This is a genomic window from Amycolatopsis sp. WQ 127309 (genome assembly GCF_023023025.1).
In the GTDB taxonomy this organism is placed as follows: Bacteria; Actinomycetota; Actinomycetes; order Mycobacteriales; family Pseudonocardiaceae; genus Amycolatopsis.
The window spans coordinates 4,426,749-4,440,823 of the sequence record NZ_CP095481.1; the positions used below are offsets into that span (position 1 = coordinate 4,426,749).

13 protein-coding genes and 1 pseudogene are annotated in these 14,075 nt (G+C 70.7%); 9 read left to right on the plus strand and 5 right to left on the minus strand.

What is annotated here, in order from left to right:
• Positions 1-52: 52 nt before the first annotated feature.
• The gene (locus MUY22_RS20935; RefSeq protein WP_247061824.1) at positions 53-757 is read left to right on the plus strand and encodes a FadR/GntR family transcriptional regulator; all 705 of its coding nucleotides are present in this window, start codon (positions 53-55) and stop codon (positions 755-757) included.
• Positions 758-1,211: 454 nt separating this feature from the next.
• On the opposite strand, the gene MUY22_RS20940 is transcribed toward MUY22_RS20935, so the two are convergent.
• Genes MUY22_RS20940 through MUY22_RS20950 form a run of 3 tightly spaced genes read right to left on the minus strand, consistent with a single transcriptional unit; the run spans position 1,212 to position 4,527 of the window.
• A complete protein-coding gene (locus MUY22_RS20940) occupies positions 1,212-1,781 on the minus strand; it encodes an NADAR family protein (RefSeq protein ID WP_247061826.1) in 570 nt (189 codons plus the stop codon).
• A gap of 21 nt (positions 1,782-1,802) precedes the next feature.
• Positions 1,803-3,059: a threonine ammonia-lyase IlvA gene (ilvA, locus tag MUY22_RS20945; RefSeq protein WP_247061828.1), complete on the minus strand. Its 1,257-nt coding sequence runs from the start codon at positions 3,057-3,059 to the stop codon at positions 1,803-1,805.
• 43 nt (positions 3,060-3,102) lie between these two features.
• Complete coding sequence (locus MUY22_RS20950; RefSeq protein ID WP_247061829.1) at positions 3,103-4,527, minus strand: short-chain fatty acyl-CoA regulator family protein; 1,425 nt, start codon at positions 4,525-4,527, stop codon at positions 3,103-3,105.
• A 229-nt stretch (positions 4,528-4,756) separates the two neighbouring features.
• Here MUY22_RS20950 and aceA point away from each other — a divergent pair, with 229 nt between their 5' ends.
• The 4 genes and pseudogenes from aceA to MUY22_RS20965 all read left to right on the plus strand — a co-directional run bounded on the left by aceA (position 4,757) and on the right by MUY22_RS20965 (position 8,480).
• Complete coding sequence (gene aceA / locus MUY22_RS20955) at positions 4,757-6,034, plus strand: isocitrate lyase (RefSeq protein ID WP_247061830.1); 1,278 nt, start codon at positions 4,757-4,759, stop codon at positions 6,032-6,034.
• A gap of 90 nt (positions 6,035-6,124) precedes the next feature.
• The gene (gene aceB, locus MUY22_RS20960; RefSeq protein ID WP_247061831.1) at positions 6,125-7,771 is read left to right on the plus strand and encodes a malate synthase A; all 1,647 of its coding nucleotides are present in this window, start codon (positions 6,125-6,127) and stop codon (positions 7,769-7,771) included.
• A gap of 249 nt (positions 7,772-8,020) precedes the next feature.
• A pseudogene (locus MUY22_RS49760) lies at positions 8,021-8,194 on the plus strand (DUF899 family protein); the annotation flags it as partial.
• A 91-nt stretch (positions 8,195-8,285) separates the two neighbouring features.
• The gene (locus MUY22_RS20965) at positions 8,286-8,480 is read left to right on the plus strand and encodes a DUF899 family protein (protein ID WP_247061832.1); all 195 of its coding nucleotides are present in this window, start codon (positions 8,286-8,288) and stop codon (positions 8,478-8,480) included.
• 114 nt (positions 8,481-8,594) lie between these two features.
• Here MUY22_RS20965 and MUY22_RS20970 read toward each other — a convergent pair whose 3' ends face one another.
• Entirely contained in the window at positions 8,595-9,128 is a 534-nt protein-coding gene (locus MUY22_RS20970) for a TetR/AcrR family transcriptional regulator (RefSeq protein ID WP_247061833.1), read from the minus strand.
• 91 nt (positions 9,129-9,219) lie between these two features.
• Here MUY22_RS20970 and MUY22_RS20975 point away from each other — a divergent pair, with 91 nt between their 5' ends.
• The 3 genes from MUY22_RS20975 to MUY22_RS49480 all read left to right on the plus strand — a co-directional run bounded on the left by MUY22_RS20975 (position 9,220) and on the right by MUY22_RS49480 (position 10,772).
• Positions 9,220-9,678: a nuclear transport factor 2 family protein gene (locus MUY22_RS20975; RefSeq protein WP_247061834.1), complete on the plus strand. Its 459-nt coding sequence runs from the start codon at positions 9,220-9,222 to the stop codon at positions 9,676-9,678.
• A gap of 61 nt (positions 9,679-9,739) precedes the next feature.
• Positions 9,740-10,519 carry a class I SAM-dependent methyltransferase gene (locus tag MUY22_RS20980; protein ID WP_247061835.1) on the plus strand — a complete coding sequence of 260 codons (780 nt, stop codon included), beginning with the start codon at positions 9,740-9,742 and terminating at the stop codon, positions 10,517-10,519.
• Between the two features lie 127 nt (positions 10,520-10,646).
• Positions 10,647-10,772 carry a hypothetical protein gene (locus MUY22_RS49480; protein ID WP_256475969.1) on the plus strand — a complete coding sequence of 42 codons (126 nt, stop codon included), beginning with the start codon at positions 10,647-10,649 and terminating at the stop codon, positions 10,770-10,772.
• Positions 10,773-10,784: 12 nt separating this feature from the next.
• Here MUY22_RS49480 and MUY22_RS20985 read toward each other — a convergent pair whose 3' ends face one another.
• The gene (locus tag MUY22_RS20985; protein ID WP_247061837.1) at positions 10,785-12,062 is read right to left on the minus strand and encodes a glycosyltransferase family 4 protein; all 1,278 of its coding nucleotides are present in this window, start codon (positions 12,060-12,062) and stop codon (positions 10,785-10,787) included.
• Positions 12,063-12,173: 111 nt separating this feature from the next.
• Between MUY22_RS20985 and MUY22_RS20990 the strand changes: the two genes are divergently transcribed.
• On the plus strand, positions 12,174-13,937 hold the full coding sequence (locus MUY22_RS20990) for a glycoside hydrolase family 2 protein (protein ID WP_247061838.1): 1,764 nt from the start codon (positions 12,174-12,176) through the stop codon (positions 13,935-13,937).
• The last annotated feature ends 138 nt before the right edge of the window (positions 13,938-14,075 follow it).

The window sequence follows — 14,075 nt, forward strand, 5'->3', positions numbered from 1 at the left end:
CACTTAAACAAGAGTGCTCAAGATGAGCAATTTGTGCGGTACCGTCGGGTTCATGGCCACGGCAGACCTGGACGCCCCCGCCCTGACCGGCATCCGGCGGCTGTCGGCGCTGGACACGGTCCGCGCCCGGATCGCCCTCGCCATCGAGCTGGGCCTGCTGAAACCGGGGGAGCGCTTGCCGCCGAACGGCGACATCGCCCAGGCTCTGGGCGTCGCCGAGATCACCGTGCGCCGGGCGCTGGAGTGCCTGGCCGAAGACGGCCTGATCGAGCGACGCCGAGGCCGCGGCGGCGGCACCCTGGTCGCCGAGCACCCACCGGCGGAGCGAGTCCGCGAGGTCGGCGCCTACCGCGAGTCGGCCGCGGAGGTCCGCGAGCTGATCGACCACCGCCTGGTCCTGGAGTGCGGTTTGGTCCAGCTGGTGGCCAGACGCCGCCCGGACATCGAGCGCCTCCGGGCGTTGGTCGCCCGGATGGACACGGCGACGGGCTGGGCGGAGTTCCACGAACTGGACGCCGAGTTTCACCTGACGGTCGCCGCACCGGGCCCTCCGGCAGCGGTCCGCCAGTACGAGGCGGTGCTCACGGAGTTGTACCGGTTCTACCTGCCGTACCCGTTGCAGAAGCTGCGCGAGTCGAACCACGAGCACGCGAAGCTGGTGAAGGCCCTGTCCTCGGGCAACCGGGACGCGGCGACCCGGATAACCCGCGACCACGTGGGAGACCTGCACCGGACGATGTTCGTCGGCCTGGCCTGACCTGCGGATTCACCCCGTGGTCGAGCCTGTGACCACGGCTCCGGGGCGTGGGTGGTCACGGATCGACCGGCGCCGGGACCGGTCCGGACCGACCCCGGCCCGGAGCGTGGTCCGGATCCGGCGACAGCCGAGCGGCCAGCATGGACGCAAACCGACCGCATCTGAAGGCCGCCGTCGTCGCGGATCGACCAGGGGCGTGTGGGCCAGACGGCCAGAACTAGCCGTGGCCGGAAACCAGCCGCGGCAGAGACTTAGCTGTGGTCGTGAATCGCCCGCACCTCGACCGCCGCGACCGTGGTCCGTCGTCGGCCAACGCCAGAAGCCCGCGAGCCCATCCTCGAAACCCCTGGCCGTTCGGCGGTGGTCATCGGCCGACCACCCCCGCAGCACGACCCGCGAAGCCGACCCTCGAAGCCGAGGCGCATGTGCGCCGACCCGGCGCCCCAACAGCAGGTCAGCGGTTGCGCAGCTGCTCGCGGACCTCCATCAGCGCGAAGCCGAGCAGGTTCAGCCCGCGCCAGTAGTCCGGCTTGTCCGAGTTCTTCTCCTCGCGGGCGAGCCCGCTGCCCCACACGAGGTCCTTCTTCGACGCCTCGACGAGCACGGCCTCGCCGGTGCCGAGGAGGAAGCGGCGCAGGTCGCGGTGCGCGCCGAACTTGGCCAGGTTGCCGTCGACGACGATGTCGTAGCGGTGCCGCTCCCACGTCTCGTTGTCGTACCCGGCGACCTCGCGGCCGAGCACCTTCGCCGTCTTCGGGTCGGGCGCCTGGCGGATCAGCTCGGCCTTCTCGTGGTCGCCGAACAGCTCGGCCTTGCCCGCCATCATGTAGTGCTCGGCGGACGGGTACCGCACGCCGCCGGCCTCGAACGGGTCCACCCACCACTGGCTCAGGCAGCTCGCCGTCGCGCGCCCCGTCTTGGACGGCGCGTGGCCGTAGAACAGCAGGTACTCGGGCTCCGCACCCTCGTGGACCTTTTCGCGCAACGCTTCGATACTGCGGACTCCGTCGACCTTCACAACCATCCGTCTAGTGGACCACAGCGCTCACAGCAGGAAGTGGAAGAGGGGGCTACCCGGCTCGATCCGCTCCACCTGCAGCGGGCTCGCGTCCATCCGGGCCAGCAGTCCGGGCAGGTCGGCCGAGCGCGGGATCTCGATGCCGACCAGCGCCGGCCCCAGCTCGCGGTTGGTGCGCTTGACGTACTCGAAGCGGGTGATGTCGTCCTCGGGCCCGAGGACCTGCTCCAGGAACCGCCGCAGCGCGCCCGGCTCCTGCGGGAACCCGACCAGGAAGTAGTGCTTCAGCTGTTCGTGCATCAGTGAGCGCTCGAGGATCTCGCTGTAGCGGCTGACGTCGTTGTTGCCGCCGGAGACCACGACCACGACCGTCTGGCCGGGCTCGACGTCGACGACCGAACCGAGCGAGGCCGCGGCGAGCGCGCCCGCCGGCTCGGCGATGATGCCGTCCGACTGGTACATCGCCAGCATCTCGGTGCAGATCGCGCCCTCGGCGACCGACGTCAGCTCGGCGCCGCTCTCGCGGATCAGCGGGTAGGTGACGCTGCCGGCGACGCGCACCGCGGCGCCGTCGACGAACGTGTCGAGCTCGGGCAGCCGCACCGGGTGCCCGGCGTCGAGCGCCGCGGCCATGCAGGCCGCGCCCGCCGGTTCGACGCCGACGACCCGGACGCCGGGGTGCCGTTCCCGCAGGAAGCTGCCGACGCCGGCGAGCAGCCCGCCGCCGCCGACCGGGACGACCACGACGTCGGGCACGAAGCCGAGCTGCTCGATCACCTCCAGCGCCACCGTGCCCTGGCCGGCGACGGTCCGGACGTCGTCGAACGCCGGCACCAGCGTCGCGCCGGTGCGCTCGGCGTCCTCGGTGGCGGCCGCGAAGGCGTCTTCGTACGTTTCGCCGACGACGATGACCTCGATGTGCGCGCCGCCGAGCGTCGCGATGCGTTCGCGCTTCTGCCGCGGCGTGGTCCCCGGGACGTACACGCGCCCGTTCGCGCCGAGCCGGCGGCACGCGTACGCGACGCCTTGGGCGTGGTTGCCGGCGCTGGCGCAGACGACGCCGAGCGCGCGCGTGACGTCGTCCAGCTGGACGATGAAGTTGTAGGCGCCGCGGATCTTGTACGACCGGACGGTCTGCAGGTCCTCGCGCTTCACCCAGACCTGGGCGTCCACCCGGGACGACAGCCGCGCGCTCGGCTCCAGCGGCGTGCGGGTCACCACCCCGGCCAGCCGCGCGGCGGCGTTCTCGATGGTCGCCGCGGTCACCGTGTCGATGTCGTGCACCTGGTTGAATGTACGACTCGCGCGCGAAACCCGACCGGGTGCCCTACCCCTTCGGCACGGCCGGGTACGGGACGAACGTACTGGTGTTCTCGTCGACCGTGAGCTGCTTGCCGATCGTCGGGAACGCGCGCTGCGAGCAGGCCGGGCGTTCGCAGACTTTGCAGCCCATGCCGATCGGGGTGGCGGCCGCGGGTTCGTCCAGGTCCAGGCCCGTCGAATAGATCAGCCGTCCCGCGTGCCGCAGTTCGCAGCCCAGGCCGACCGTGAACGTCTTTCCCGGGCTGCCGTAGCCGCCGATGTTGCGCGAAATCGTCCGCGCGATCCAGAAGTAGCTCTTGCCGTCGGGCAGCGTCGCGATCTGGGTGAGGATCTTGCCCGGCTGGGTGAACGCCTCGTAGATGTTCCACAGTGGACAGGCACCGCCGACGCGGGAGAAGTGGAAACCGGCCGCGGACTGCCGCTTCGACATGTTCCCGGCCCGGTCGACGCGCACGAAGGAGAACGGCACCGCGCGGTGCTTGGGCCGCTGCAGGGTGGACAGCCGGTGGCAGACGGTCTCGAAGCCGACGCCGTAGTGGTCGCACAGCCGCTCGATGTCGTAGCGGAACCGCTCGGCCGCGGCCAGGAACGGTCCATACGGGAGAATCAGCGCCCCCGCGAAGTAGTTCGCCAGGCCGACGCGGGCCAGGGAGCGCGCGGCGGGGCCGGAAAACGCCCACGAGTCGGCCAGCTCGGTGATCAGGTCGTCGTACTCGAGCAGGGCGATCTGCGAAGCCATCCGGAACGCCTGCTGCCCGACGCGCAAGCTCGGCGCGAGGCGCAACGTCCGGCTGAGCGGCTCGTAGCGGTGCTGCTGACCCGCGGCTTCGTCGATGCCGTCGCTGGTCACTTCGACGCCGTAGCGCTGGGAAAGGCAGTCCTTCAACGCGCTGAGCACCTGGCCACGCTGCAGCGGGATGTCGGCCGCCATCTTCTCGGCGCGTTCGTCCAGCTCGGCGACGTAGTTCTCGCGCTCGTAGAAGAAGTCGCGCACCTCTTCGTGCGGCAGCGCCGACGCCGCGCTGCCGTGCAGGCCCAGGCCGTTTTCGGTGGTCAGCGCGGCGGTGTTCTCGACGGCGTTGCGGTAGCTGCGGTGCAGCTTGACCAGGGCTTGCGCGATCGCCGGCAGGTTCGTCGCCAGCTCGTTGAGCTCGCTCGTCGTGACGTCGACGCCGAGCGACTCGTCGAGCAGCGCCTCCTTGACGTCGGCCACCAGCCGGGACGTGTCGTTGTTGGCGAAGAACTCGGTGTCCACGCCGAACGCCTGCGTGATCCGCATCAGGACGGGCACGGTCAGCGGGCGCGAGTTGTGCTCGATCTGGTTGAGGTAGCTCGGTGAGATCTCCAGCACACGGGCGAGGTCGGCCTGGCTCATCGCCCGGCTTTCGCGGAGGTGCCGCAGCCGCGCTCCGGCGAAAGTCTTCTCCATCCGAGCCCGCCTTTCCGGAAGGTTTCCGGTCCTGAACGGTTACGTGAACGGTCAAGAACGCGGATTTTCGTGGCCGTTGCGAACCAGCGATTCGCAACCTTTGCAAGGAGCGTACGTATCCTTCGCACAAATTGGCAAATTGGACGACTGGATCGGATTTCCCCTGGCGTGCAGTGTTCAGGCCAAGCAAGGCGAGCAATCGCAAACTTCGCAACACCGGGAGAGTCCGATGACCGAACAGGCCAAGCAGGCGGCCGCGGAGCTGACCGCGAAGTGGGCGAACGACCCCCGCTGGGCGGGCGTGCAGCGCTCCTACTCGGCCGAGGACGTCGTCAAGCTGCGCGGCAGCGTCGTCGAAGAGCACACCCTCGCCCGCCGCGGTGCGGAGAAGCTGTGGGACCTCCTGCACACCGAGGACTACATCCACGCGCTGGGCGCGCTCACCGGCAACCAGGCCGTCCAGCAAGTCCGCGCCGGCCTGCAGGCGATCTACCTGTCCGGCTGGCAGGTCGCCGCCGACGCCAACCTGGCCGGCCAGACCTACCCCGACCAGAGCCTCTACCCGGCCAACTCCGTGCCGGCCGTGGTCCGCCGGATCAACAACGCGCTGGGCCGCGCCGACCAGATCAACTGGGCGGAAGGCAACACCGACATCGACTGGTACGCCCCGATCGTCGCCGACGCGGAAGCGGGCTTCGGTGGCCCGCTCAACGCGTTCGAGCTGATGAAGGGCATGATCGCCGCCGGCGCCGCGGGTGTGCACTGGGAAGACCAGCTCGCGTCCGAGAAGAAGTGCGGCCACCTCGGCGGCAAGGTGCTGATCCCGACCAAGCAGCACGAGCGCACGCTGAACGCCGCGCGTCTCGCGGCCGACGTCCTCGACGTGCCGACCCTCGTGGTCGCCCGCACCGACGCGCAGGCCGCGACGCTGCTGACCAGCGACGTCGACGAGCGTGACCAGCAGTTCCTCACCGGCGGCCGCACCGCCGAGGGCTTCTACGAGGTCACCAACGGCATCGACCCCTGCATCGAGCGCGGCCTGGCCTACGCCCAGTACGCCGACCTGCTCTGGATGGAGACCTCGAAGCCGGACCTCGAGGTGGCGCGCAAGTACGCCGAGGCGATCAAGGCGAAGTTCCCGGACCAGATGCTGGCCTACAACTGCTCGCCGTCGTTCAACTGGAAGAAGCACCTGGACGACGCCACGATCGCGAAGTTCCAGCGCGAGCTCGGCCACATGGGCTACAAGTTCCAGTTCATTACGCTGGCCGGCTTCCACGCCCTGAACTACTCGATGTTCGACCTGGCGCACGGTTACGCCCGCGAGGGCATGACCGCCTACGTCGACCTGCAGGAGCGCGAGTTCGCGTCGGAGGCCCGTGGTTACACCGCCACGAAGCACCAGCGCGAGGTCGGCACCGGTTTCTTCGACCAGGTCGCGACCGCGTTGAACCCGACCAGCTCCACCACGGCGCTGAAGGGTTCCACGGAGGAAGCCCAGTTCTGACGCTCTTCGCGGGCCGGCGGCGACCCCCTGCGTCGCCGGCCCGCGACCCCACTTCCCTTCCCTGCACAGCTCTGCTCGCGGAGGCACCCCATGGTTGATCGACTGAACTACCGCATCGAGGTCACCGGTCCGGTCGAGGGCCGGTTCGCCGAGATCCTCACCCCGGCGGCACTCGACTTCCTGGCCAAGCTCGACAACACGTTCGCCGGCCGCCGGCGCGAGCTGCTCGACGCCCGCCGCGTGCGCCGCGAGGAGCTGCAGTCGGGGGAGAAGCCGCTCGGCTTCCTGCCCGAGACCCGCCGGATCCGCGACGACGAGTCGTGGAACGTGGCGCCGACCGCACCGGGCCTGGAAGACCGCCGCGTCGAGATCACCGGCCCGACCGACCGCAAGATGACGGTCAACGCGCTGAACTCCGGCGCGAAGGTCTGGCTGGCGGACTTCGAGGACGCGACGTCGCCGACGTGGCACAACGTGATCGACGGCCAGCTCAACCTCTTCGACGCTATCCGCCGCAACATCGACTTCACCACCGAGGCTGTGTCCAACGCCGCCTCCGCGGGAAAGAGCACGTCGGCGGGCAAGCGCTACACGATCGGGGACGACCCGGCGACGATCGTCGCCCGCCCCCGCGGCTGGCACCTGGTGGAGAAGCACATCCGCATCGACGGCCGTCCGGTGTCGGCGAGCCTGGTCGACTTCGGCCTGTTCTTCTTCCACAACGCCCGCCAGCTGGTGGCCCGCGGCGTCGGCCCGTACTTCTACCTGCCGAAGCTCGAGAACCACCACGAAGCGCGGCTGTGGAACGACGTCTTCCTGCTGGCGCAGCGCGAGCTCGGCATCCCGCGCGGCACGATCCGCGCCACGGTGCTGATCGAGACGATCACCGCCGCGTTCGAGATGGACGAGATCCTCTACGAACTGCGCGAGCACGCGGCGGGCCTGAACGCCGGGCGCTGGGACTACATCTTCAGCATGATCAAGAACTTCGCCGCGCACGGCGCCGACTTCGTGCTGCCGGACCGCGCGCAGGTCACCATGACCGTGCCGTTCATGCGGGCCTACACCGAGCTGCTGGTGCGGACCTGCCACAAGCGCGGCGCGCACGCCATCGGCGGCATGGCCGCGTTCATCCCGAGCAAGGACCCCGAGGTCACCGCGACCGCGCTGGAGAAGGTCCGCGCCGACAAGGAACGCGAGGCCGGCGACGGTTTCGACGGCTCCTGGGTCGCGCACCCCGGCCTGGTCCCGGTCTGCCGCGAGGTGTTCGACGGTGTGCTCGGCGGCTGGCCGAACCAGCTCGGCAAGCTCCGCGAGGACGTCGACGTCACCGCCGAAGACCTGCTCGACGTCGCGAGCGCCGGCGGCGAGGTCACCGAAGCGGGTGTCCGCGCGAACATCAACGTCGCGCTGCGCTACGTCGACGCGTGGCTGCGCGGCACCGGCGCGGCGGCGATCCACAACCTGATGGAGGACGCGGCCACCGCGGAGATCGCGCGTTGCCAGGTCTGGCAGTGGATCCGCAACGGCACGAAGCTCGAGGACGGCACCGCGCTGACCCGCGAGCTGGCGGTCGAGTTCCTGGACGACGAGCTGGCGTCGGTGCGCGCGGAACTCGGCGACGGCCACCGCCTCGGCGACGCGTACCAGATCTTCACCGAGACCGCGCTCGGCGAGAAACTGCCGAGCTTCCTCACCACCGGTGCCTACGCGCGGTACCTCACGGACGCCCGGTAGCAGGGCAGTGCTTGATGCGCTCTCGGCGGTCGAGAGTGCTTCGAGCTCCGGCCGTCCCTACCTGACGAGGGACGGCCGGCACCACACCCTTCTCGGGATGGTGTGGTCCGGAACTGGTCCGACGGCGGTGGCTCCCCGCCGTCGGACCAGTTTCGTGCGTACGTTTCCCGGACATGAGCCTGAGCTTCCCGGGCGAGTCGCGCCCGGGTACCGCGCCGCGCGTGATCGCCTGCTCGACGGGAAGCCGCGCTGCGGCGCGAACTGGAGGCGGTGGCTGTCCAACGCCGCGACCTGCCACGCCGCGGTCTGGTGCCCGAGGACTATGTCCTCCAGGGCGACAACGGCGAAGTGCGGTTGTCGGACCTGTTCTCGCCTGGCTACGACACCCTGGTCGTCTATCACGACATGTTCCCGCGCGACCCCGACGACGACCGGCCCGGTCCGGCGTCGGGGGAAAGCGCGCAGCTGACGCCGCGACCACCACGGCGAAGCCGCCGACGGCAGTCCGCGCCCGATGCTCAACGTCTTCCGCCGCGACGACGACGGGATCCGGCACTTCTGGGGTTCGGAGCTGCTGTACGAGCCGGCCGAACCGGGCCAGGACCCGCGCCACGTCGGGACGATCGAGCCGGTGTGGAACCTGTTCGACCTCACCCCGTACGGGCGTGGCGCGGATGGGGACGAGCAGCTCAGCTACTGCCACGAGTGAACGGTCCGGTCGTGCCGTTTACGACGTCAATTCACCGCGCGCGCCCGGTCTGCCGCAGCGTGTTCCCGCCGTCGTCGGGCGTCGTCGCCCGAAGCTCGCCGCCCGGCTGACGCCCTACCCGTGAGCGGCCAGGAGGACCTTCGCGGCCGCACCGGCCGTGCTCGCCTCGCCCGGGTCACCGGTGATCGCGGCGAGCACGGTCGCGCCCTCCACGAGCGAGAACAGCTGGTCGGCGGTGGTGTGGTCGGCGACGAGACCACGCAGGTAGGCACGCAGCTCGTCCTTGTGCTTGCGGATCGCGGCGGCGATCCCGGGCGCCGGTTCGCCGAACTCGCCGAAGGAGTTGACGAACGCGCAGCCGCGGAATCCGGGCTCGCGGAACCAGTCGTGCAGCCAGTCGAACACGGCGAGCGGGTCGTCGCCGCGGGCGTGGACGAATTCGCGCAACGACCGCCGCCAGCGTTCGTCGCGTCGCAGGAGGTAGGCCTCGACCAGGTCGTTCTTGGCCGGGAAGCACTGGTAGAGCCGTTTGAGCGAGACGCCGGAGCGTGCGCGGACGGCGTCCATCCCGACCGCCTGCACGCCGTGGGCGTAGAAGAGCTCCTCGGCGGCCTCCAGCAACCGGCCGGTCGCCTCCGTGGGATCCATGTCACCTGCCTCTGGTGCGGAGAATGAGCGTTCTCTACTCTAGCGGCAATCCGGAGAACGGCCGTTCTCCGGGTTTCGGAAGGAGCCGTCCATGACCCCGCGCCCGCCGTTCCCGCCGTTCGACGAAGACACCGCCCGCCAGAAGGTCCAGGCCGCCGAGGACGCCTGGAACACCCGCGACCCCGAGCGGGTCTCGCTGGCCTACACCGAGGATTCGGTGTGGCGCAATCGCGACCAGCACGTCGTCGGCCGCGCGCGGATCGTCGAGTTCCTGACGGCGAAGTGGGAACGCGAGCTGGACTACGCGCTGCGCAAGGAGCTGTGGGGCTTTCGTGGCAACCGCATCGGCGTCCGCTTCCAGTACGAGTCCCGCACCGCGGCCGGCGAGTGGTTCCGCAGCTACGGCAACGAGCTGTGGGAGTTCAGCGACGAAGGCCTGATGCGCCGCCGCGAGGCGAGCATCAACGACGTCCCGATCGCCGAGACCGACCGCCGCATCTTCGGCCCGCGCCCGGAGTCCGAGCACGGCGTCCTGCTGCCGGTCTTCTAGCCGCTTCCGCCCGCAGCGGAACCACATCCGCCCGGCCGGTTCCGGCGGCATCCTCGGGGTCATGACGGCACCGGCGTTCGGCGGCGAAGTGAGCGAGTACTACCAGCGGTTCCGCCGAGGCTACCCGCCCGAGGTCGCGGACGCCCTGGTCAGCGCGTGTGGTCTCACGCGCAACGACGTTGTGCTCGACCTCGGCTGCGGCACCGGCCAGCTCACCCGCGCCTTGGCCCCGCGCACCGGCGCCGTGCTGGGGATGGACCCGGAACCGGACATGCTGGCCGAGGCCCGCCGGGCGACGGCCGAGCCGAACGTCAGCTGGCTGCTCGGCGCGGACACCGACCTCGGCGCCCTGACGGCGGTCCTCGGGCCCGGCCGGCTGGGCGCGGTGACGGTGGCGCAGGCGTTGCATTGGATGGACCACGAGCGGCTGTTCGTGGCGGCGCGCCCGCTCCTGCGCGCCGGCGGCGGTGTCGTGGTGGTGACCAACGGCGAGCCGCTGTGGCTCCAGGACGCCGCGTGGTCGGCCGCGTTGCGACAGGTCCTGTCCGACCAGCTCGGCGTCCCGCTGCACCGGACGTGCGGCACGGACACGGCGAGCCAGGAGCGCTACCGCGACGCCCTCTCGACCGCCGGATACGCCGTCGACCTGCGGGTTGTCGACTACTCGGCCACGCTCACCGTCGAGGAGATCGTCGGTGGCGTGTTTTCGGCGATGAGCCCGGAACAGCTCCCGCCCCCGGCGTCCCGGCCCGGGTTCGCCGACCGCGTCCGACGCGCGGTCGAGCCCCACGGCCCCGTGGTCGAACGCGTCCAGGTCCGGATCCTGACCGGCGTCCACTGACGGGCGAACCGGTCACGGAAGGCGAATGCGTAGCCGCCCGTGGTGTTCTCCCTATTGTTTCGCCGGGAGGGGGCGCGGATGCTCGCTGCGTGGTGCCTGTCGCGCCACTGCTCCCCGAGGAGTCCCGATGACCAGCAAGTTGAGCGCTGTCCTTGTCGCGCTCGTCGCCCTTTTCGCCTGCGCGTCCGTCGCCGCCGCGGCCACGGCCGTGCCCGCGGCCCACACGGACCGCGTCCAGGTCCGCCACTTCTGACGCGGCCGCTACCTACAGTTCCGGGATCCCGGCCGCGACCGGTTCGAACGCGTTGCCGGTGGCGATCTTCGGCCGGGGCAGCTCCACCGGCTCGCCTGCCTTCGTCCGCCGGTAGACCGCGACGGTCGCCTCGGCGATCCGCCCCCAGTCGAAGTCGGCGGCCAGCCGGGCCTGCGCGGCCCGGGCCCGCCGCGCCGCCGCGTCGGCGTCGTTCAGCACCGTCGTCACGGCGTCGGCCAGCGCGCCGACGTCGCCGGGACTGAACGCCAGCCCGGTCTCGCCGTGGACGACGACCTCACCGAGCCCGCCGGCGGTCGACGCCACCAGCGGCGCCTTCGCGGCCGCGGCTTCCAGGGCGACGATCCCGAACGGCTCGTACCGGCTGGGCAGGACCACGGCGTCGGCCGCGGCCAGCGCCGCGCGCAGGTCCCGGTCGGACAGGTGCCCGACGAAGTCGACCGCGCGCCGCACCCGCAGCTTCCGCGACTGCTCGACGAGCTCGTCGAAGTGTCGCCCTTTCCCGGCCACGACCACGCGCGTGCCGGGGTGGCGCCGCCGGATGCGGGGGAGCGCGGCCAGCAGGTCCTGGACGCCCTTCTCCCATTCGAGCCGGCCGAAGTAGAGCAACAGCGGCGCGCCGGCCGGGCTGTAGACCTCGCGGGCGTGGGCGATCTCGTCGGCCGGCACCTGCCAGCCGCGTTCCTCGATGCCGTTGTGGATCACCGTGACGTCGCCGGCCTCGATCTCGAAGAGGTGCGCGACCTCGCGGCGCATGGCCTGCGAGCAGGTGATCACGGCGTCGGCGCGGTTGGCCAGCCACCACTCGACCGAGTGAACTTGCTGGTTCAGCGGGTGTGACAGCCAGCCGGAGTGCCGGCCGGCCTCGGTGGCGTGGACCGTGCCGACCAGCGGCACCCGCGCGGCCTCGGCGATCGCGATGGCCGGGTGCGCGACCAGCCAGTCGTGCGCGTGGACGACGTCCGGCTGCCAGCTCCGCAGCAGGTCCTGCGCGGCGCGGACCATGGCGTGCCCCATGGCGAGGGTCCAGGCGACGAGGTCGCGTTCGAAGGTCACGTGCATCGGGTCCTCGGCGACCCGGATGATCCGCACGCCCTCGACGACGCGGTCGCTGCGCGGATGCGTCCCGGCGTCGGTCCCGGCGGCGTGCCGGCACAGGACGACGACCTCGTGACCCTGTCCGGCCAGGTGACAGGCGAGCGCGTGCACGTGCCTGGCCAGGCCGCCGATGGCCACTGGCGGGTACTCCCAGGACAGCATCAGCACACGCATGGGCAGAGGTTACTCGCGAGTCGCAAGAGCCCGGCGGCGGTCCACCGGACCCCTTCGCGCATGACGTCGATCACAGGCCCCGTGACCGCGGCTCTGCCATCATCGGCCGGGATGACTTCCCCCGAAGACACCGGCTGGCGCCGCCTCGACCCCGTCCTGACGACCCCGTGGTCCGGTGAGGTCGGCCCGGACAACGCGCTGCCCGAGTACCCGCGGCCCCAGCTGACCCGGTCTCGCTGGCTGAACCTCAACGGCGTCTGGGAGTACGCGGGCTGGCCGGCGGACACGGACGAACCTCGGCCGTCGGGCTACGCCGAGCGGATCCTGGTCCCGTTCCCGCCGGAGTCGGCATTGTCCGGAATCGGCCGGCGCGACGAAGTCCTCTGGTACCGCCACCTCGTCGAGATCCCGGACGGCTGGCGCGGCGACCGCGTCCTGCTGCACTTCGGCGCCGTCGATCAGAAGGCCCAGGTCTGGGTCAACAACCAGCTCGTCGCGACGCACGAGGGCGGCTACACGGCGTTCAGCGCGGACATCACCGACGTCCTGCGGCCGACGGGCCCGCAGGAGCTGACCGTCCGCGCCGAGGACCGCACCGACATCGAGCCCTTCCCGGTCGGCAAGCAGCGCAACGCCCCCGGCGGAATCTGCTACACGGCATCGTCGGGCATCTGGCAGACGGTCTGGCTCGAGCCGGTGCCCGCCGCTCGCGTCGAACGGCTGGACCTGACCCCGGACCTCACCGGCGTCACAGTGTTCCCGCAGGTCACAGGTGGCTCCACGGTGGTGGTCGTGCTTTCGACCACCGACGGCGAGGTGGCGCGCGGTTCGGGCGAAGCCGGGACGCCGGTCCGCGTGGACGTTGCCGAACCACGCCTCTGGACGCCCGACGACCCACACCTCTACACCCTGGAAGTCCGGCTGCTGGACCGCCACGGCGCGATCCTGGACGAGGTCGGCGGCTACACGGGCCTCCGGACGATCGGCCTGATCCCCGACGCCGACGGCCGTCCGCGGATCGCGCTCAACGGCCGGATCACCTTCCTCCACGGCCCGCTCGACCAGGGCTACTGGCCCGACGGCATCTCGACCGCGCCGACCGACGACGCGTTGCGCTTCGACCTCGAAAAGACGAAGGAGCTGGGCTTCAACTTCGTCCGCAAACACGTCAAGGTGGAGCCGGCCCGCTGGTACTTCTGGGCCGACCGGCTAGGCCTGGTCGTCTGGCAGGACATGCCGTCGCTGACGGTGTCGTTCGACGGCCCGCCGGGACCCGCGCCGGACCCCGTCCCGCAGGCCCGGGACCGGTTCGAAGCAGAACTGATCAAAATGATCACTCAGCTGCAAGCGGTCCCGTCGATCGTCGGCTGGGTCCCGTTCAACGAGGGCTGGGGCGAGTACGACACGGCCCGTGTCGCGGAACTGGTCAAAACGCTCGACCCGACCCGTTTGGTGATCGCGAACAGCGGCGTCAACTGCTGCTTCTCCCGCCCCGACACCGGCGCGGGCGACGTCTACGACGACCACACGTACGTCGGCCCGGGCGAGCCATCGATCCAGGACAACCGCGCGATAGTCGACGGCGAGTGCGGCGGCCTAGGCCTGGTCCTCGACGGTCATCGCTGGCCCGGCCCACCGAACGCGTACGAGATGACGCCGACACCGGAGCGGCTCACCGAGCGCTACGCGGAGGTGAGCGCCCGCTTGGAGCGAGTGATAGCGGAGCGAGGCCTGTCCGGCGCGATCTACACCCAGACGACCGACGTCGAGAACGAGGTCAACGGCCTGCTGACGTACGACCGCCAGGTGACAAAGGTCGACCCGGCGGTAGTAGCGAAGTGCGTCCGCGCGGTGATCGACGCAGGCTCCGACTGATGTCGGCACCGCCAGACGCGGCGTCTCCGCCGAGGCTGTCGTCGGCGTTTCGAACGCCCGGGTGGTGTGCCCTCGCCAGGCAGTCGTCTGACTTCGGCAACGCTCAGGCGCTGTGTCGCGGCCGCGCATTGGTCTGAC